16 protein-coding genes are annotated in these 19,397 nt (G+C 68.7%); 6 read left to right on the forward strand and 10 right to left on the reverse strand.

Annotated features, from left to right (window positions below; translation table 11 throughout):
* Positions 1–72 precede the first annotated feature (72 nt).
* Positions 73–327, forward strand: a complete 255-nt coding sequence (locus M4V62_RS24520) for a hypothetical protein (RefSeq protein ID WP_249589379.1) — start codon at positions 73–75, stop codon at positions 325–327.
* 38 nt (positions 328–365) lie between these two features.
* Here the strand turns inward: M4V62_RS24520 and M4V62_RS24525 are convergent, their stop codons facing one another.
* The 4 genes from M4V62_RS24525 to M4V62_RS24540 all read right to left on the reverse strand — a co-directional run bounded on the left by M4V62_RS24525 (position 366) and on the right by M4V62_RS24540 (position 5,179).
* Positions 366–1,157, reverse strand: coding sequence for a DUF6227 family protein (locus M4V62_RS24525; protein ID WP_249589380.1), 792 nt, complete (start codon positions 1,155–1,157; stop codon positions 366–368).
* 160 nt (positions 1,158–1,317) lie between these two features.
* Positions 1,318–2,547 (reverse strand): L,D-transpeptidase, encoded by a 1,230-nt coding sequence (locus M4V62_RS24530; protein ID WP_249589381.1) that lies wholly within the window; start codon positions 2,545–2,547, stop codon positions 1,318–1,320.
* Between the two features lie 233 nt (positions 2,548–2,780).
* Positions 2,781–3,914: a P1 family peptidase gene (locus tag M4V62_RS24535; RefSeq protein WP_249589382.1), complete on the reverse strand. Its 1,134-nt coding sequence runs from the start codon at positions 3,912–3,914 to the stop codon at positions 2,781–2,783.
* A 26-nt stretch (positions 3,915–3,940) separates the two neighbouring features.
* Positions 3,941–5,179 (reverse strand): low temperature requirement protein A, encoded by a 1,239-nt coding sequence (locus tag M4V62_RS24540; protein WP_249589383.1) that lies wholly within the window; start codon positions 5,177–5,179, stop codon positions 3,941–3,943.
* 262 nt (positions 5,180–5,441) lie between these two features.
* Here M4V62_RS24540 and M4V62_RS24545 point away from each other — a divergent pair, with 262 nt between their 5' ends.
* The 4 genes from M4V62_RS24545 to M4V62_RS24560 all read left to right on the forward strand — a co-directional run bounded on the left by M4V62_RS24545 (position 5,442) and on the right by M4V62_RS24560 (position 10,638).
* Positions 5,442–6,875, forward strand: coding sequence for a NarK family nitrate/nitrite MFS transporter (locus M4V62_RS24545; protein ID WP_249589384.1), 1,434 nt, complete (start codon positions 5,442–5,444; stop codon positions 6,873–6,875).
* A 333-nt stretch (positions 6,876–7,208) separates the two neighbouring features.
* Positions 7,209–9,467 carry a formate C-acetyltransferase gene (gene pflB / locus M4V62_RS24550; RefSeq protein ID WP_249589385.1) on the forward strand — a complete coding sequence of 753 codons (2,259 nt, stop codon included), beginning with the start codon at positions 7,209–7,211 and terminating at the stop codon, positions 9,465–9,467.
* Between the two features lie 111 nt (positions 9,468–9,578).
* Positions 9,579–10,373, forward strand: coding sequence for a pyruvate formate-lyase-activating protein (gene pflA, locus M4V62_RS24555; RefSeq protein ID WP_249589386.1), 795 nt, complete (start codon positions 9,579–9,581; stop codon positions 10,371–10,373).
* Between the two features lie 37 nt (positions 10,374–10,410).
* The gene (locus M4V62_RS24560; protein ID WP_249589387.1) at positions 10,411–10,638 is read left to right on the forward strand and encodes a hypothetical protein; all 228 of its coding nucleotides are present in this window, start codon (positions 10,411–10,413) and stop codon (positions 10,636–10,638) included.
* A 7-nt stretch (positions 10,639–10,645) separates the two neighbouring features.
* Here the strand turns inward: M4V62_RS24560 and mscL are convergent, their stop codons facing one another.
* The 6 genes from mscL to M4V62_RS24590 form a co-directional block, all read right to left on the reverse strand.
* Entirely contained in the window at positions 10,646–11,125 is a 480-nt protein-coding gene (gene mscL / locus M4V62_RS24565; RefSeq protein ID WP_425575187.1) for a large conductance mechanosensitive channel protein MscL, read from the reverse strand.
* A 135-nt stretch (positions 11,126–11,260) separates the two neighbouring features.
* Complete coding sequence (locus tag M4V62_RS24570; protein WP_425575186.1) at positions 11,261–11,800, reverse strand: hypothetical protein; 540 nt, start codon at positions 11,798–11,800, stop codon at positions 11,261–11,263.
* Positions 11,801–11,980: 180 nt separating this feature from the next.
* Positions 11,981–12,841 (reverse strand): S-methyl-5'-thioadenosine phosphorylase, encoded by an 861-nt coding sequence (locus M4V62_RS24575; protein ID WP_249589390.1) that lies wholly within the window; start codon positions 12,839–12,841, stop codon positions 11,981–11,983.
* A 75-nt stretch (positions 12,842–12,916) separates the two neighbouring features.
* A complete protein-coding gene (locus M4V62_RS24580) occupies positions 12,917–13,288 on the reverse strand; it encodes an FmdB family zinc ribbon protein (protein ID WP_249589391.1) in 372 nt (123 codons plus the stop codon).
* Between the two features lie 67 nt (positions 13,289–13,355).
* Positions 13,356–14,621: an MFS transporter gene (locus tag M4V62_RS24585; protein ID WP_249589392.1), complete on the reverse strand. Its 1,266-nt coding sequence runs from the start codon at positions 14,619–14,621 to the stop codon at positions 13,356–13,358.
* Between the two features lie 248 nt (positions 14,622–14,869).
* Positions 14,870–16,390: a potassium/proton antiporter gene (locus tag M4V62_RS24590; RefSeq protein ID WP_249592970.1), complete on the reverse strand. Its 1,521-nt coding sequence runs from the start codon at positions 16,388–16,390 to the stop codon at positions 14,870–14,872.
* Positions 16,391–16,603: 213 nt separating this feature from the next.
* Between M4V62_RS24590 and M4V62_RS24595 the strand changes: the two genes are divergently transcribed.
* Positions 16,604–19,360, forward strand: a complete 2,757-nt coding sequence (locus M4V62_RS24595; protein WP_249589393.1) for a penicillin acylase family protein — start codon at positions 16,604–16,606, stop codon at positions 19,358–19,360.
* The last annotated feature ends 37 nt before the right edge of the window (positions 19,361–19,397 follow it).

Consider the following 19,397-nt stretch of genomic DNA (forward strand, 5'->3'; position numbering starts at 1 on the left):
TGCGTCACTTCAGGACGTAAGTCCCACAACCCCCCTGTCGTAAGCCCCGGATCGTGTTGTCTACTGTGCGGCATGCTCCAGAATGTCTCGATCCTCCAGCAGACAGGCGTGGCCGTACTGGCCGTGGCGACCGTCGTCTGGGCCGTGGGCCTGGTGCGGGTGCTGCGTCGCGACCAGGTCGACGTGGACGTCTGGCGCCAGTCACAGGCGCTGCGCGCGCTGCCCGCGCAGACCGGCCCGCCGCGCGCGGAGACGGTCGATCTGACGGCGGACGAGCGGGCCGCCTTCGCGGGTCTCGTGCGGCAGTTCGGCGACAGCAGGCCCTGAGGCCGGACGTCGCCCCTGCCCGGTGGGCTCCTACTTCGTTACTTCGTGCGCTGCTGCGGAAGGCTCCTCGCGCGCAGCTCCATCGCCGCGCGTGCCGCTTCCTCGGAGACGTACACCTCGCACCTGTGCCGCTTGTCCGGCGTGACCGTGTGCTCGACCTCCCAGAGGCTGAGCTCGCTGCCGTCGAAGAGCAGGAACGCGTGTTCGTAGAGCGAGAAGCAGAGGCGTGCCTCGCCCGCCAGGCAGGGGCGGCCGAAGGCCTGGGTGATCTGGTGCGCGAACGCCGAGCGCAGTAACCGCTCGATGTCCTCGCCGGGCCGTCCCTCGCTCACCGGGTTCTCCGCGCGGCGCAGCAGCCGGCGCGCGTGATCCGCGGAGTCGTCCGGGACGTACGTGTGACGGGGCTCGTCGGTGACCGAGAGCTGGAGCACGACGGGCTGCTCGCAGACGGCGGCCGGGGTGTCGGGCGGGAGCGGCAGGCGCGAGGTGGCGACACCGGCCTCCTCCTCGTCCGCGTACAGCTCGTACTGGGGCTGGCTGTCGGGGCCCGTGTTGTGCACGAGCTCCCAGAGGGTGAGCGCGCCGGCGTCGGCGAGCAGCCACGTGTGCCGGTACGTCTCGCGGTGCATGCCCGCGCTGTGGTGCGCCGAGTGCAGCGAACTGTCGTACGCGAGAGCCGACTCCAGGCGTCCTATCGTGTCGTCCGGCAGGTCGAAGGAGTTCAGGGCGCGGCGAAGAAGCCGCTCGAGATGCTCCTGCGGAGAGTGCGGAGAATTCTGCTCGGCCGACTGTGGCTCGTACGCCGTCTCGTACTCGTACGGAACGCTCAAGGTTTCTCCCGGCGTTGCTGCATGTCACCTTGTGAGTGCATACCGTAGCCCCTGCGTCGGACATCATGCCCGGGAACGGGAAAACGTACGAGCCGCACGGCAAGTTCCCGTGCGGCTCGTGGTGTTGGCCCTGGTGAGAGGGTCGGCCCGGCGGCTGGGGTCAGCCCGCGCTGCCCGCCGTCCACTGGCTCCAGGACATGTTCCAGCCGTTGAGGCCGTTGTCCGGGGCGATCGTCTCGTCCGGGGAGCCCTTGACCGTCACGATGTCCCCGATGAGGGAGTTGTCGTAGAACCACGCGCCCGGCGTGCTGGAGTCGCCCGCGCCCTGCGCGTCCTGGAGGCCGACGCAGCCGTGGCTGGTGTTGGCGCTGCCGAAGATCGAGGGCGAGCCCCAGTAGTTGCCGTGGATGAAGGTGCCGGAGGACGACAGGCGCATCGCGTGCGGGACGTCCTTGATGTCGTACTCACCGCCGAAGCCGACCGTGTCGCCGTTCATCCGGGTCTGGGTGAACTTCTCGGAGATCACCATTTTCCCGTTGTACGTGGGGTTCGACGGGCTGCCCGCGGAGATCGGGATGGTCTTGACGACCTTGCCGTCCCGCTCGACCGTCATCGTCTTGGCCTTGACGTCGACCGTGGAGACCTGCGCGCGGCCGACGGTGAAGGTGACCGTCTTGTTCTGCACGCCGGTGGCGCCGTCCGCGCCCTTCACGCCCTCCAGGTCGATCTTCATCGTGACCTTGGAGCCGGCCTTCCAGTACTCCTCGGGCCTGAAGTCGAGGCGCTGGTTCCCGAACCAGTGGCCCACGACCTTCTGGCCGCTGTCCGAGGTGACCTTGATGTGCGACTGGACGGACTGCTTCTCGGTGATCGCCTTGTCGAAGTTGAAGGAGACCGGCATGCCGACGCCGACCTTCGTGCCGCCGTCGGGGGTGTAACTGCCGATGAAGCTGTTGTCCTTCGAGACGGTGGTGAAGATCGAGTTCTCGGTCGCTTCCTTGCCCTTGGTGTCCTTCGCGTCGGCCGTGATCTTGTACTTCATGCCGCGCTCCAGCTGGGCCTTGGGCTTCCAGCTCGTGCCGTCGGCGGAGAGCGTGCCGTCGACCGCCGCCCCGGTGGAGACCAGGGTCATCTTCACCTCGGTCAGCTTGCCGCCCTCGACCTTGACGCCCGTGGCGTTGATCGACGCGCCGGTCGAGCCGTCCTTCGCCGAGATGGTGATGTCGGCGCCCTGGGTCTTGGGCTTGCCGTCCTTGCCGTCGCCGTCGGTGTCCGCGTCGCCGCCGCAGGCCGTGAGGGAGAGCGCACCCACGGCGGCGAGCGCGGTGGCCGCCAGAAGGGTGCGTCGCCGGGGCTTGGCTATGTGCGACGTTGTCACGGGCTGCTCCATCTTTGTGCGAAGTGCGCGTTCTGATCCAGTACGAGTTAAGAGCGGTGTGCAGGCGGAAAGGTTCCGTCCGCTTGATGTGAGCGCGGGCACAGCGGCATGGCCCGCCGGCGACCCAACGGGCGCTGTTCTGTTGCTCTTTGTAGCGTTTCTTTCTTGGGATTCCCTTAAAGGTTCCTCTGCGGACTATGTGTTGAAGCGGACTATGTGCGGACTATGTGCGGACTATGTGCGGACTATGTGTTGTAGAGGTCGCGGTACGAGGGGAAGTCGCCGCCCGGTGTCTTCACCGACTCCGCGGCGAGCAGCGCCCGGACGATCGCCGCCGTCACCATGTCCGCGCCCGCCGCGAGGATCTCGTTCAGGGCGAGCGGGTTCCGCGCGGCGTCCGGCAGAGGGCGCTCGCAGGTCGCGAGGGCGAAGACGGTGTCCCCGTCGTTGAGGAGATGGACGGGCCGCACGGCGCGCGCCATGCCGTCGTGCGACGTACCGGCCAGCTTCTGCGCCTGGGCCTTGGTGAGTTCGGCGTCCGTGGCGACCACGGCGAGGGTGGTGTTCAGCGGGGGAGGCCCACTCCTGGCAGCCGCCGCGGCTTCGGCGAGGCGACGCGTGGCCTCCTCGTGGGCCTCGGGGGCGGGGTAGACCACGGGCCGCCCCTCGAAGTACCGCCCGTACAACGCGCCCGTCCCCGGATCGACCCCCGAGCCCGCGGCGTTCGCCACGACCAGGGCGGCGACCGTGACGCCCGATTCCAGCCTGACGCTCGCGCTGCCGATGCCGCCCTTGACCTTGCCGACCACGGCGCCGGCGCCCGCGCCCACGTTCCCCTCCTCGACGGGCGTGAACGGCTCGGTGGCCGCGGCGGCCTCCACGGCGGCGCGGCCCGTCGTGGCGTCGGGGCGCGCGCTGAAGTCGCCGCCGCGGCCGAGGTCGAAGACGCAGGCGGCCGGGACCACGGGGACGACGTGGGAGGGATCGGGGCCGACCCTGACGCCGCGGCCCTGCTCCTCGAGCCACGCCATCACGCCGGTCGCCGAGTCCAGGCCGTACGCGCTGCCGCCGGTGAGCACGAGGGCCTCGACGCGCTGCACCAGATTGCGGGGGTCCAGGGCGTCCGTCTCCCGGGTGCCGGGGCCGCCGCCGCGCACATCCACGGCCGCGACGGCGCCGCCCACCGGGGCGAGCACGACGGTGGTGCCGGTGAGGTGGCCTTGATGGTCGGGGGCGGTACGGGTGGCATGGCCCACGCGCAGGCCGGGGACGTCGGTGAGGGAGTTGAGAGGGGTGAGGGGATTGCGGGAGCCGGGGGAGTTGGGGGAATCGAGTGAGCCGGGTGAGCCGGGGGAGGTGAGGGGATCGGAGGAAGCCATGCCGACTTGCGTATCACGCGCGGGAGTTACGCGGCCCTCTCCCGGCGTGCCATCCGGCTGGTAAGCGTCACGCCGGTCGTGACGGTGGCCGTCGCCACGATCCCCGCGACCAGGACCGCCCAGCTGCCTGCGAACGTGCTCGCGAGCGTCGCCAGCGCACTGACGGGCAGGACCAGTTGCTGGGCGAGGCCCACCTTGTAGTAGCGGGAGTGCAGCAGCCAGACGGTGAGGAGATACAGCGCCATCGGCACGGTCACCGCGGCGGACGCGGCGAGCGTCGAGATGTGCGCCTTGCCGACCGCCTCCTCGACCGCGACCTCCAGCCCGGCTCCGATCGCGGCGGCCGAGCCGAGGATGACGTAGTGCCCGTACCCCCACAGGAAGGCCTGCCGGTTGCCGCTCAGGCGGCCGTGGATGGGCACGACGAAGTAGATCCACCACGCGGCGAAGACCATCAGGAGACCGCCCGCCGCGATGGGCAGGAGTTCGCCGAGTGCGTCGTTCTCCTCGATGCCGGACTTCACGGCGACGGTCGCCGCCGCGATCGTCTCGCCGAGCACGATGATGGTGAACAGGCCGTACCGCTCGGAGATGTGGTGCGGATGCCAGGCCGTGGTGTAGCTCTTCTCCGCGAACACCGGCACGCACATCTCCAGGACCGCCATCGCCAGGAACAGCCATAGGCGCCCGCCCTCGGGCAGGAACAGCAGCCCCGACCAGCCGATCTGACAGACCAGCACCCCGCACGCGTACCGCAGCGCGGTGGTGCGTTCGGCGCCCGTCGCCGACCGGGCGACGCGCAGCCACTGGACGGTGAGCGCGACCCGCATGATCAGGTAGCCGAGCCAGATGAGCAGGAAGTCGTGCTCCTCGAACCCCTTGGACACCCCGGCGGCGAACACGAGCACACCGGCGATCTGTACGAGCGTGACCACGCGGTAGAGCACGTCGTCGTTGTCGTACGCCGACGCGAACCACGAGAAGTTGACCCACGCCCAGAACAGCGCGAAGAACACCATCGCGTAGTTGAGCACGCCCTCGCCCGCATGCCCCTCGGCGACAGAGTGCACGAGCTCGGCCCCGGCCTGCGCGACCGCCACGACGAAGCAGAGGTCGAAGAAGAGCTCCAGCGGAGTCGCGGCCCGATGCGCCTCCTCGCGCCCCCGCGCGCGCAGGGGCCGCAGGGTGGCGGGAGGAGACGCGGGAGCTGTCACGGGTGTGGGAGGTGGGCCTGGGGTCGGCTCGGGGGCCGCTGCGGACGTCATGAACCCCAGCACAGCAGAAGGCCCGCGCCGAATCGGGCTGCGGCGCCCAGCGGGTCGGCAGTGACACCCGGGCGCCGCACGGCGGGTGGCCGGGGCCCGCTCGCGCACCGCGGTCCACGAGGTCCGAAGGCCCCCTGATCTTGGTGCCTTTGGGCTGGTCGGCGCGTGCCCTACGACTCTGCTCCACAGGAGTCGTGCACGGCACCGTGGAAACGTCAGGCCCCGGAGCAAGGTCGGGACCGGTAGCGAACTGGGAACCAACATGAGATCGCCTGCCACCCAAGAAGCGCAGACCGCACCAGTGGACGCGACGTACGACACGACGCAGTACCGCCCCGGCAAGACCATCACCGACTGGGAGCCGGAGAACGAACTCTTCTGGAAGTCCATCGGCAAGAAGGTCGCGTCCCGCAACCTGTGGATCGCCGTCCCCGCGCTCCTGGTGGCGTTCGTCGTCTGGCAGGTGTGGTCGGTCACCGCGACCAACCTCAAGGACGTCGGCTTCGGCTTCTCCACCTCGCAGCTGTTCTGGCTGACGGCCGTCCCCGGCATCACCGGCGGCACGGCGCGCATCTTCTACACCTTCCTCGGCCCGATGATCGGCCAGCGCCGCTTCACCGCGCTCTCGACGATCGTCCTGGTCATCCCGCTGATCTGGCTGGGCATAGCGGTCCAGGACCCGAACACCTCGTACGGCGTGATGATCGCCATCGCGGCCCTGTGCGGCGTCGGCGGCGCGAACTTCGCCTCGTCCCTCGCCAACATCGGCTTCTTCTTCCCCAAGCGGGACAAGGGCAACGCCACCGGCATCAACGGCGGCCTCGGCAACCTCGGTGTCTCCGTCGTCCAGCTGGTCACCCCGATCGTCATCACCAGCTCGGTCCTCGCGGTCGGCTCGGCCCAGCACAAGGCCGACGGCACGCCCGTGTTCCTGCAGAACGCCGCGTTCCTGTGGGTGCCGGTCCTGGTGATCCTGGCCGTCGTCGCGTGGTTCGGCCAGAACGACCTGAAGGTCGCGTCGACCCCCTTCAGCCAGCAGAAGATCATCTTCAAGCGCAAGCACAACTGGCTGATGACCTGGCTCTACGTCGGCACGTTCGGTTCCTTCATCGGCTTCGCGGCGGCTCTGCCGATGCTCATCAAGACGACGTTCACGCCGATCGACGCGGCCTACTCCGCGGCGACGTACGCCTGGATGGGCCCGGCCGTGGGTGCGCTCGCACGCTGGGCCGGCGGCTGGATCGCCGACAAGATCGGCGGCGCCAGGGTCACCATCATCTCGTTCGTCGGCATGGCGGTCTCGATCATCGGCGTCATCAACTTCCTGCCCTCCGGCGGCGACAACGGCAACTTCTACGGCTTCTTCGCCTGCTTCCTGGCCGCGTTCTTCTTCTCGGGCATCGGCAACGGCTCGACGTTCCGCCAGATCCCGGTGATCTTCCGCGCCCAGCACCTGAAGGGTCTGACGGAGGGCACGCCCGAGTACACGAAGGCGCTGAAGCAGTCCGAGATGGAGGCGGGCGCCGTCACCGGCTTCACCTCCGCCATCGCGGCGTACGGCTTCTTCTTCATCCCGGCGATGTTCGCCAACTTCGCGGTGACCAGCGCGATGTGGGGCTTCGTGGCCTTCTACGTCAGCTGTATCGCGGTCTGCTGGTGGTTCTACGCCCGCAAGGGCGCGGAGTCCCCGAGCTGACGTCCTGGGCGGCGTCGGCGGGCTGGGCCGGGTGTGGGAGCACCCGGCCCACTCGCATGTCCAGGCCCTCTTGGCACTCCTGACTCTCTTGGCATTCCTGGCCCTCCTGACCCCGTACCACGGGATGTGCGGGAAATTCTTGTGAATGCATTCACAAGCGAACTTAGGTCCAAAGTCCCGAGAGAAACCCCAGGTCAGGATGGGTGCTTCTGGTCGGGGGAGCGGAGAGAGGGGACCTCGGGCCCCGAAGTGGGGACCATTGCGGCGCCGCTGATCGATCAAACCGGAGTGCAATGGAGGCATAGCGAAAAGACGACTCGGAAGGTGCCGGCGATGACTGCCACTCCCGCGGAAACGACAGTGCACGGCGAGGCATGGGACGGCTTCAAGGGTGGCCTGTGGCGGGACGCCATCGACGTCCGCGACTTCGTGCAGCAGAACTACACCCCGTACGAGGGCGACGACTCCTTCCTGGCCGGCGCGACCGAACGCACCACCCAGGTCTGGCAGAAGCTCCTTGCGATGTTCCCGGCGGAGATCGAGCGCGGCATCCACGACGTCGACGTGAAGACCCCCTCCCGCATCGACGCCTTCAGGCCCGGCTACATCGACGGCGACCGGGACCTCATCGTCGGCCTCCAGACCGACGCCCCGCTGCGCCGCGCCATCATGCCCAACGGCGGCTGGCGCATGGTCGAGGGCGCACTCAACGCCTACGGCTACGAGGCCGACCCCGAGGTCAGGGAGGTCTACACGCACCTCCGCAAGACCCACAACGAAGGTGTCTTCGACGCCTACACGCCCGAGATCCGCGCCTGCCGCTCCTCCGGCATCATCACCGGCCTGCCCGACGCCTACGGCCGAGGCCGCATCATCGGCGACTACCGCCGCGTCGCGCTCTACGGAGTCGACCGCCTCATCGCCGCGAAGGAGGCCGACAAGGCGCTCCTCGGCGAGGAGTGGGCCACCGAGGACGTCATCCGGGCCCGCGAGGAGACCTCCGAGCAGATCAAGGCCCTGGGCGAACTGAAGGCCATGGCGATGTCGTACGGCTACGACATCTCCGGCCCCGCCACCAACGGCCGCGAGGCCGTCCAGTGGCTGTACTTCGCCTACCTGGCCGCCGTGAAGGAGCAGAACGGCGCGGCCATGTCGATCGGCCGCATCGACAACTTCCTCGACATCTACCTCCAGCGCGACATCGAGTCCGGCCGCATCACCGAGACCGAGGCCCAGGAGTTCATCGACGACTTCGTCATCAAGCTCCGCATCGTCCGCTTCCTGCGCACCCCCGAGTACAACGAGCTCTACTCCGGCGACCCCACCTGGGTCACCTGGTCGATGGCCGGCATCGGCCAGGACGGCCGCCCGCTGGTCTCCCGCACCACGTTCCGTGCCCTGCAGACCCTCTACAACCTGGGCCCGGCCCCCGAGCCGAACCTGACGGTCTTCTGGGCGCGGGAACTGCCCAAGGGCTTCAAGGACTTCGCCGCCAAGGTCGCCATCGACACCTCGGCCATCCAGTTCGAGTCCGACGACCTGATGCGCCCGAAGTACGGCGACGACACCGCGATCGCCTGCTGCGTCTCGGCGATGGCCGTCGGCAAGCAGATGCAGTTCTTCGGAGCCCGCGTCAACGTCGCCAAGGCTCTGCTCTACGCGATTAACGGCGGACGTGACGAGAAGACCGGCAAGCGCGTCGTCGAGGGCTTCGAGCCCATCGAGGGCGACTACCTGGACTACGACACCGTCGCCGAGCGCTACGACGCGATGCTCGGCTGGCTCGGCAAGACGTACGTCCACGCGCTGAACGTCATCCACTACATGCACGACAAGTACGCCTACGAGCGCATCGAGATGGCGCTGCACGACCAGGAGATCCTGCGCACGATGGCGTGCGGCATCGCGGGCCTCTCGGTCGCGGCCGACTCGCTCTCGGCCATCAAGCACGCCAAGGTCAAGGTCATCCGCGACGAGACGGGCCTCGCCGTCGACTACGAGATCGAGGGCGACTACCCCGCCTACGGCAACAACGACGAGCGGGCCGACGCCATCGCCCAGCGGATCGTCTCGGACTTCATGGGCAAGATCCGCCGTCACCCCACCTACCGGAACGCGGTGCACACCCAGTCCGTCCTGACGATCACCTCGAACGTCGTCTACGGCAAGAAGACCGGCAACACCCCCGACGGCCGCCGCGCGGGCGAGCCGTTCGCCCCCGGAGCCAACCCGATGAACGGCCGCGACGAACACGGCTACATCGCCTCCGCGCTGTCGGTCGCCAAGCTCAACTACGACGACGCCGAGGACGGCATCTCCCTCACCAACACCATCACGCCGGACGCCCTGGGCCGCACCCCCGGCGAGCGGATCCAGAACCTCTCCGGGGTCCTCGACGGATTCATGGCCAGCGACGGCTTCCACATGAACGTCAACGTGCTCGACAAGGCGACCCTCCAGGACGCCATGGAGCACCCGGAGAACTACCCGCAGCTGACCATCAGGGTCTCCGGCTACGCGGTCAACTTCATCCGCCTGACCCGCGACCAGCAGCTGGACGTCATCAACCGCACCTTCCACGGCTCCCTCTGAGCCACCGGCTCCCCACGAGCCACCCCCGATCCGCGGCCCCGGAGCCGGCCCCTCACCCCGGCTCCGGGCGCCGCGAACATCACGTCCTGCCAGTAGTCCGGGAGTTCTGCCATGACTGTCCTGCTCGACACGGCGATCGAATCCACCACCCCGGCGGCCGCGGTCACCCGGCGCCCCGTCACCGGATCCATCCACTCCTGGGACCTGTCCACCGGCGTCGACGGCCCCGGCAGCCGCTTCGTCACGTTCCTCTCGGGCTGCCCGCTGACCTGCCTGTACTGCCACAACCCCGACACCTGGCGGATGCGCGACGGCAAGCGGACCACCGCCGACGACGTGATCAAGGAAGCCGCCAAGTACACCAGGTTCATCTCGGCGGCGGGCGGCGGCGCCACCGTCAGCGGCGGCGAACCCCTCCTGCAGCCCGTCTTCACCGGCGAACTGCTGCACCGCCTCAAGCACGAACTGGGCCTGCACACCGCCCTCGACACCTCCGGCTTCCTCGGCGTGCGCGCCACCGACGCCCTGCTCCGTGACGTCGACCTCGTGCTCCTGGACATCAAGTCCTGGGACCGCGAGACGTACAAGAAGGTCACCGGGCGCCCGCTGCGGCCCACCCTCGACTTCGCCCACCGCCTCGCCGGCCTCGGCAAGGAGGTCTGGGTGCGCTTCGTCCTCGTGCCCGGTCTGACCGACGACCCGGAGAACATCGAGGGCGTCGCCCGCTTCGCCGCCTCGCTCGGCAACGTCTCGCGCGTCGACGTGCTGCCCTTCCACAAGCTGGGCGAGGCGAAGTGGGACGCACTCGGCAAGGACTTCACCCTGCGCGACACCCCCTCGCCGACTCCGGCGCAGGTGGCCACCGCCAAGGAGATCTTCGCAGCTCAGGGGCTCACGGCCGTCTGACTCCCACGGCGGCGCCCCACGGACGTACCCTGGAGACATGAGCACCGCCCCTGCCTCCGAACCGCGCGATCCGAAGGAATCGGAGACCCCGAAGGGCTCCGCGGCGCCGAAGAAGCCGAAGAGCGCCCTGGTCTTCGACGACCCCCTGTCGCAGCAGTCTTCGGACGACACGGACCGTGGGTGGGGCGAGCGGCCTCCGGTCGGCGGCGACAGCGCCGCCGACCTGGCGCGCTTCCTCGACGAGAAGCCGCCCCACCACCTCTGAGCGCGCGCTAGCGCTCGTCGTGCCCCGAGCCGCGCTGGGCCACCAGGGCGTCGCGGATCTCCTTGAGGACCTCCAGCTCCGAGAGCTCGAGAACCTCCTGCGTCCCCTCCTTGGCGGCCTTCCGCGCGGCCTGCTTCGCCAGGTACTTGGCCATGGGCAGCACCATCAGGAAATAGACGACGGCCGCGGTGATCACGAAGCTGAGCGTCGCGCTGAGCACGGAGCCCCACATGATCGGGATGCCGCTCTCGACCGTGCCGTCGGCCTTCATGACGCACGGGGCCTTCAGGCATGAGCTGTAGTGGTCGAGGTCCTTCGTACCGAAGGCACCGACCAGCGGGTTGATGACACCCTTCACCACGGAGTTCACGATGTTCGTGAACGCGGCGCCGATGACCACCGCGACCGCCAGGTCGATGACATTGCCGCGCATCAGGAAGGCCTTGAAGCCCTCCCAGAGACTCGGTTCGTTCTTCTCGCTCACCACGAGGCCTTTCGTTGCAACTGCAGGTCGTGAAACAAACAGCTTCGAAACCTACGGCAGGGCCTGGCAGCACTGTCCAATTGGGTAACACGAATGAGCGACTTGACAGGATGTCAGTGCAGTTGCACACGGCGTGGGTCAGCACAACGTCACCGCCAGACGCATGCTCGCACCGGCTCCGGCGAGCCGTGCCGCCGTCGGCCGTGGCACGGAGAGCACCACCAACGCCCCTGCCTCGGCGGCACTTTCGGCCGCGCCATCGCCGGGCTCGGGTACCTCGGCCACCCTGGCCCCGGCAGCCACCACCCGTGACGCGGAGCCATCGGCGGCGACGACATCGACCCGGTCGCCCCGGTGCAGAAGCCGCACCGTCTCCGCGTCCGCGATCCGCACGGGCGCCGTCACCCAAGGGGTGGCCCGCTCCGGCCGCGGCGAGGAGGAGGCAGCCGTCGGATGCCCCGGTGGCCGCGCCCGCTCGGCATCCCGTGGCCCGGCGGCCACCAGTGCCGCCGCGGTGACCGCGAGCCCCGCGGCCATGGCCCGCCGTCTGTGCCGCAGCAGCCTTCGCAGCCGGTGCCGCCCGCCTCGTACGCGCACGGGGGCGAAATGGGGTACCGGACAGGGCGCGGGAGGAGAAGAGGACGGGATGTCTGAGGGAACGTGTGCCACGACGGCCACCGCCTGCGGAGAGAGGAGAGAGTCGGGAGAACTGCGGATCTTGCCTTCCGCCCTCACGATGCAGGCCCGCGCCGAATCCCGCTGAGCCCCGTGGACTACTCGCGGGTTGTGGACAACTCCCTCACCCGAAGGGGAAGTTCCGGCCCCGAACGCCCCTTGTCCCCAACGGACTCGGACACCTCACGGCAGCCGAATCCCCGTCTCCATCCCGCCCAGCGCCCCCGCACACAAGCAGTCCCGCTCACCCTCCGCCGGCAGCCCCGCCACCGCGTCGAACAGCACCGTCCGCAGCCGGTCCACATTCGCCGCGAACACCTGGAGCACCTCTCCGTGCGAGACGCCCTCGCCGCTCTCCGCCCCCGCGTCCAGGTCCGTGACCAGCGTCAACGACGTGTAGCAGAGCTCCAGTTCACGGGCGAGCACGGCCTCGGGATGCCCCGTCATGCCGACCACCGACCAGCCCTGCGCCGCGTGCCAGAGCGATTCGGCCCGGGTCGAGAACCGCGGCCCTTCGATCACCACGAGCGTCCCGCCGTCCACCGGCTCCCACTCACGCCCGCGGGCCGCCTTCAGGGCGGCGCTGCGTCCGACGGGGCAGTACGGGTCGGCCGGCGACACGTGCACGACGTTCGGGATGCTCCCGTCCGCCAGCGGCACCCCGTCGAAATACGTCTGCGTACGCGTCTTCGTGCGGTCCACGAGCTGATCGGGCACCAGCAGCGTCCCGGGCCCGAAATCGGGCCGCAGCCCGCCCACCGCACACGGGCCGAGCACCTGCCGTACGCCCACGGAACGCAGCGCCCACAGGTTGGCGCGGTAGTTGATGCGATGCGGCGGCAGATGGTGTCCGCGGCCGTGCCGGGGCAGGAACGCGACCCGCCGTCCGGCGATGTCACCGAGGAAGAGGGAGTCGCTCGGCGCTCCGTAGGGGGTGTCGACCTGGAGCTCGGTCACGTTGTCGAGGAAGGAGTAGAGACCGGAGCCGCCGATGACACCGATCTCGGCGCGTTCCGTGCTGGTCGTGTCCGCCGTATTCACCATGCCGAGCACAGTAGCCGGGCCCCGGAACGCCGAAATCCCCGCTGTCGGACGACAGCGGGGGCCTGGAGAAAGAACCTAGGCGGCCGACGAGCTGGAGGAACTCGAAGAGCTGGACGAGCCGGCCGACGAACCCGAGGAGGAGCCGGACGACTTCGAGTCCGAAGAGCCCGAGGAGGAGGACGAAGCGCCCGCGGTGGACTTGGAGTCCGACGGCTTGGAGTCCGAGGACTTCGACGCGTTCGCCGTCGACGGCGTGCTGCTCGACGACGAGCCGCGGCTGTCGTTGCGGTAGAAACCGGAGCCCTTGAAGACGATGCCGACCGCCGAGAACACCTTCTTGAGGCGTCCGTCGCAGCTGGGGCATACGGTCAGGGCGTCATCAGTGAACTTCTGCACCGCCTCGAGGCCCTCGCCGCATTCGGTGCACTGGTACTGGTACGTCGGCACTTGCTTCCTCCTGGCACTCTCACTCGTTGAGTGCTAACGACGGTCCATAGTGACGTATTCCGCGGGATCAGTCCACCGTGACCGGCTCGCGGTGACCGACGCCACGTGCGACGGTGCGTCCGACGGACCGCGGAACGAGCCGCGAACGCAGGGTCACGAGCACCGCGAGCGCGAGCGCCGTACCGCCCAGCGGCACCAGGAAACCGGCGCCGTCCCAGAAGCGGTCCTCAAGCTGTCCCGCGACCGTGACGGCGGCCGCCTGGCCGAGCGCGACGGCGCCGGTGAGCCAGGTGAACGCCTCGGTGCGGCCTGACGGGTCCACCAGCCGGTCGACCAGCGTGTAGCCGGTGATCAGCGCGGGCGCGATGCAGACGCCGACCAGGAGGCCGAGCCCGGCGAGCAGCACCACGGAGTGCGCGGCCCACAGGCCGGAGGCCATCAGGGTCAGCGCCGCGTACCCGACGAGGAGCCGCCGCTGCGGGGCGATCTTCCAGGCGATGGCTCCGCAGACGAGTCCGGAGAGCATGTTGCCCGCCGCGAACGTGCCGTACAGGACGCCGTTCAGGCCGGGTTCGCCGATGGACTCGGTGAAGGCGGCCAGCGAGACCTGCATGCCGCCGAAGACGGCGCCGATGCCCAGGAAGGTCACGATCAGCACCCGCACACCGGGGATCCGCAGCGCCGAGACGTGCTCCACGCGCGCGTGCTCCTCGCGGGAGGCGGGCTTGGGCTGGGTGCTCTTCTGCGCGGCGAACAGCAGGCCGCCCACCAGCGTGAGTCCGGCCTCCGTGAAGAGTCCGGCCGCCGGGTCGATGGTCGTGCACAGCGCGGTCGCGAAGAGCGGGCCGAGGACGAACGTCAGCTCGTCCGTGACCGACTCGAAGGCGGCCGCCGTGCCCGCCAGCGGGGAGTCCTGGAGCTTGACGCCCCAGCGGGCCCGCACCATGGGACTGATCTGCGGCTGCGAGGCGCCGGTGGGCACCGCCGCGACGAAGAGCGCCCACAAGGGGGCGTCGGAGAGTGCGAGCACCGTCAGGGAGAGCACCGACACCGTGTGGATGAGGACACCCGGCACCAGTACGGCCCGCTGGCCGAACCGGTCGGCGAGCTTGCCGCCGAAGGGGGCGAAGACCGCCATGGAGACGCCGGTGACGGCCGATACGGCGCCCGCGACGCCGTACGAGCCGGTGGTGTGCTGCACGAGCAGCACGATGGAGATGGTCAGCATCGCGAAGGGCTGTCGTGCCGCGAAGCCGGGCAGGAGAAACGTCCAGGCGCCGCGGGTGCGCAGCAGCTGTCCGTATCCGGGGCGGGAGGTGACCGTGGATGCCACGGCCCGTGCCTTTCTGCCGCCTGGTAGCGCGGCCCCCCTTTTCAGGGCGACGGCGCCGAGAGCTGTCCTCTTGCGCGGGACTGCGGTAGATGCCGGTTGCCCACTGCGAGGACACGCGGCCGCCATACGGTCGGCGCCAGCTCTGCTTCAGACAGAGTTGGTTCGATCAGTTGGTACAGAAGAAGTGTGCCTTCATCGTACAGGGAATGGGACCACCGGACCTGTGAATACGGAGAATGAGGCGCCCGTCACCTGCGATTAACCCGCTCTTCCGGCTCCTGGCCAGCGGTTCCCAGCCATCCGGCCAGCTTTCCGCCCTGTCCGACGGCCCGCAGCCGCTTCTCCGCCGCGTCCCGCACCGGGTCGGTCGCGACCACCAGGAGTTCGTCCCCGCGCTGGAGCACGGTCGTGGGCTGCGGTACGAATGATTCGCCGTTGCGAACGACGAGCGTGACCGCCGCCCCCGCGGGCATTCGCAGCTCGCCCACCTCGACGCCGTGCATCCGCGATCCCTTCGGGATCGCCACCGAGAGCAGGTGTCCGCGAAGGCGCTCCAGGGGTGCCGATTCGATGCCCAGGTCGGCGGCGCCCGAGGAGTCGCCGAGGCGCAGTTTCCTGGCCAGCCACGGCAGCGTAGGGCCCTGGATGAGGGTGTAGACGACGACCAGGACGAAGACGATGTTGAAGATCCGCTGGCTGTCGTCGACGCCGTTCACCATCGGGATCGTGGCCAGGATGATGGGCACGGCTCCGCGCAGTCCCGCCCAGGACATCAGGGCCTTCTCCTGCCAGGGCATGCGGAACGGCAGCAGGCTGGCGATGACCCCCAGAGGTCTGGCCACCATGGTCAGGATCAAGCCGATGATGATCGCGGGCCAGGTGTCGTCGAGCAGGTCGTGCGGGGTGACCAGGAGGCCGAGCAGGACGAACATGCCGATCTGCGCGATCCAGCCGAGGCCTTCGGCGAAGCCGCGGGTGGCGGGCCAGTGCGGCAGCTTGGCGTTGCCGAGGACCATCGAGGCGAGGTAGACGGCGAGGAATCCACTGCCGTGCGCCATGGCTCCGGCCGCGTAGGCGGCGACCGCGATGGCCATCACGGCGATGGGGTAGAGGCCGGACGCGGGCAGTGCCACGTGCCGCAGGCCGAAGGCGCCGAGCCAGCCCACCGCGATGCCGATGGCGGCACCGATGGCCAGCTCCAGGGCGATCTCGCCGATCAGGACGTACCAGTGCTCCACGGGGCCCGCGGTGGAGAAGGCCACGACCAGGATCACCACAGGGGCGTCGTTGAACCCCGACTCAGCTTCCAGGATGCCCGTCACGCGGGAGGGCAGCGGCACCTTGCGCAGCACGGAGAAGACCGCCGCCGCGTCCGTCGAGGAGACCACCGCGCCGATGATGAGCGCCTGCCGCCAGTCGATGCCGACCAGGTAATGGGCAGCGGCTGCCGTCACGCCGACACTCACCGCGATGCCGACGAGCGACAGGGCGGCGGCTGCGGGCAGCGCGGGTTTGATCTCTTTCCACTTCGTGCCGAGGCCGCCCTCGGCCAGGATCACGACGAGCGCCGCATAGCCGATGACCTGCGTCAACTCGGCATTGTTGAACGTGACGTTGCCAATGCCGTCCTGGCCCATGGCAATGCCGATGCCGAGGTAGAGGAGCAGGCTTGGGAGCCCACTGCGCGACGAGATGCGAACCGCCGCGACCGCGACGAGCAGGACGAGCGAGCAGATGAGCAGAAGCTGGTTGAGGTCGTGGACAGTCAGGGGCCGTTCCTTCCTCCGCGCGAGCCAAGTACTTCGTTACCTTACCTAATTGTTAACGCTTCCTTGACGTCTTCGAACACCTATCCGATGCGTCGCGATGTAGGTTCCTGACTCCGCGTCCGGGGCCGCAGTGCCCTGCGCCTATGGTTGCTCCAGCGCTCCCACCACCGCCCAGCCAGCCCTGCCGCTCGCGTAAGGACAGCAAGGACAGCGATGCCCTCGAAAACCACCGCCTCTTCCGGTCATAAGTCCGGCAAGAAGAAGGGGCGCCGAGCCCGCCTCATCGTGATCGTCCTGGTCCTGGCCATCGTGGCGGGCATCGGTTACGGCGCGTACTGGAGCGTCAGTACGGTGCGTGCCTCCTTCCCGCAGACCAAGGGGACGATCAAGCTCGACGGCCTCTCCGGCCCCGTCGACGTGAAGCGTGACGGCAACGGCATCCCGCAGATCTACGCCGAGTCCGACGCCGACCTGTTCATGGCCCAGGGCTTCGTCCAGGCGCAGGACCGCTTCTGGGAAATGGATGTCCGCCGTCATACGACCTCCGGTCGCCTCTCCGAGATGTTCGGCAAGGGCCAAGTAAAGACCGATGAGTTCCTGCGGACGCTCGGTTGGCACCGTGTGGCGCAGAAGGAGTACGACACCAAGCTCTCGCCGGAGACGAAGAAGTACCTCCAGGCGTACTCCAAGGGAGTCAACGCCTACCTGAAGGACAAGAGCGGCAAGGACATCTCCCTGGAGTACGCCGCCCTTGGCTTCACCAACGACTACGCGCCCCAGGAGTGGACCCCCGTCGACTCCGTGGCGTGGCTCAAGGCCATGGCCTGGGACCTGCGCGGCAACATGCAGGACGAGATCGACCGCTCCTTGATGACCAGCCGCCTGGGCCCGTCCCAGATCGACGACCTGTACCCGGAGTACCCGTACTCCCGGAACAAGCCCATCGTCCAGGAGGGCTCCTACAACAGCATCACCAAGGAGTACGAGGGCAAGGGCAGCGCGGGCAGCCAGTCGCAGTCGCAGACCGGCGGCGCGGCGGGCACCGGCCTCGCGGGCAACACCCAGGCCCCCGACGGGCTCCAGTCCCAGCTGTCGGGCCTCTCCGACGTCCTGGACAGCGTCCCCGACGCGGGCCTCGGCCCGAACGGCAACGGCATCGGATCCAATTCCTGGGTGGTCTCGGGCGACCACACGATCAGCGGGAAGCCGCTGCTCGCCAATGACCCGCACCTGTCACCGCAGCTGCCCTCCACCTGGTACCAGATGGGCCTGCACTGCAAGGCGGTCTCCAAGGACTGCCAGTACGACGTCTCCGGCTACACCTTCGCGGGCATGCCCGGCGTGGTCATCGGCCACAACCAGGACATCGCCTGGGGCATGACGAACCTCGGCGCCGACGTCACCGACCTCTACCTCGAGAAGTTCGAGGGCGACGGCTACGCGTACGACGACAAGGTGCTGCCCTTCAAGTCCCGCGTGGAGACCATCAAGGTCGCGGGCGGCAAGTCCAAGAAGATCACCGTCAGGGAGACCGACAACGGCCCCCTGCTGTCCGACCGCGACGACGAGCTGGTGAAGGTCGGCAAGAAGGCCACGGTCGACAGTGCCGCCCCCGACCGGGGCGACGGCTACGGAGTCTCGCTGCGCTGGACCGCGCTCAAGCCGGGCAGGTCGATGGACGCCGTCTTCGAGCTGAACAAGGCGAAGGACTTCTCGGAGTTCCGCAAGGCGGCCGCTTCTTTTGAAGTGCCCTCGCAGAACCTGATCTACGCGGACACCAAGGGCCACATCGGCTACCAGGCACCGGGCAAGATCCCGGTCCGCGGCAAGGGCGACGGCGCGCTCCCGGCGCCCGGCTGGGACTCCGACTACCGCTGGACCGGCTACATCCCGCAATCCGCGCTGCCCTACGAGTACGACCCCAAGCGCGGGTACATCGTGACCGCCAACCAGGCCGTCATCGGCAAGGAGTACCCGTACAAGCTCACGTCGGACTGGGGCTACGGCGCGCGCAGCCAGCGCATCACCGACCTGATCCAGTCGAAGATCAAGAACGGTGGGAAGGTCTCCACCGAGGACATGCGCACGATGCAGATGGACAACAGCAGCGAGATCGCCAAGGTCCTCGTGCCCAAGCTGCTCAAGATCGACGTCAAGGACAGCTACGTCCGTGAGGCGCAGAAGCTCCTGGAGGGCTGGGACTACACCCAGGATCCCGACTCGGCGGCGGCCGCGTACTTCAACTCGGTCTGGCGCAACATCCTCAAGCTCTCCATCGGCAACAAGCTGCCCAAGGAGCTGCGGGTCAAGGGTCAGTGCCTGAACGTCGAGCCGGCCGGGAACACCGGTCCCGCCGACGAGGCCGAGCGGGTGCGCGAGTGCGGCCAGCGGGACGCGGAGTCCGCGCAGCCCGACGGCGGCGACCGCTACTACGAAGTGATCCGGTCGATCCTCGACGACGAGGACAACGACTGGTGGAAGTCGCCGGGGACCCGCACGGACGCCGAGACCAAGACCCGCGACCAGCTGTTCGGCCGGGCCATGGAGGACGCGCGCTGGGACCTGACGGCCAAGCTCGGCAAGGACGTCGACACCTGGAGCTGGGGCCGCCTGCACCGGCTGACCCTGAAGAACCAGACCCTGGGCGTCGAAGGCCCCGGCTGGCTCCAGTTCATGCTCAACCGCGGCCCGTTCAAGCTGGGCGGCGGCGAGGCGGCGGTCAACGCCACCGGCTGGAACGCGGCGGGCGGCTATGGAGTGCAGTGGGTGCCGTCGATGCGCATGGTGGTGAACCTCGACGACTTCGACAAGTCCAAGTGGATCAACCTCACCGGAGCTTCGGGGCACGCCTACAGCGCGCACTACACCGACCAGACCAGCAAGTGGGTCAAGGGCGAGCTGCTGCCGTGGTCCTTCTCGAAGAATGCCGTCAAGAACAGCACGAACGACACGCTGGTGCTGCGGCCCTGAGCCGCCGCACCTGACCGGTGCGAAGCAGTGAAAGGGC

This window comes from Streptomyces durmitorensis (assembly GCF_023498005.1).
Taxonomy (GTDB): domain Bacteria; phylum Actinomycetota; class Actinomycetes; order Streptomycetales; family Streptomycetaceae; genus Streptomyces; species Streptomyces durmitorensis.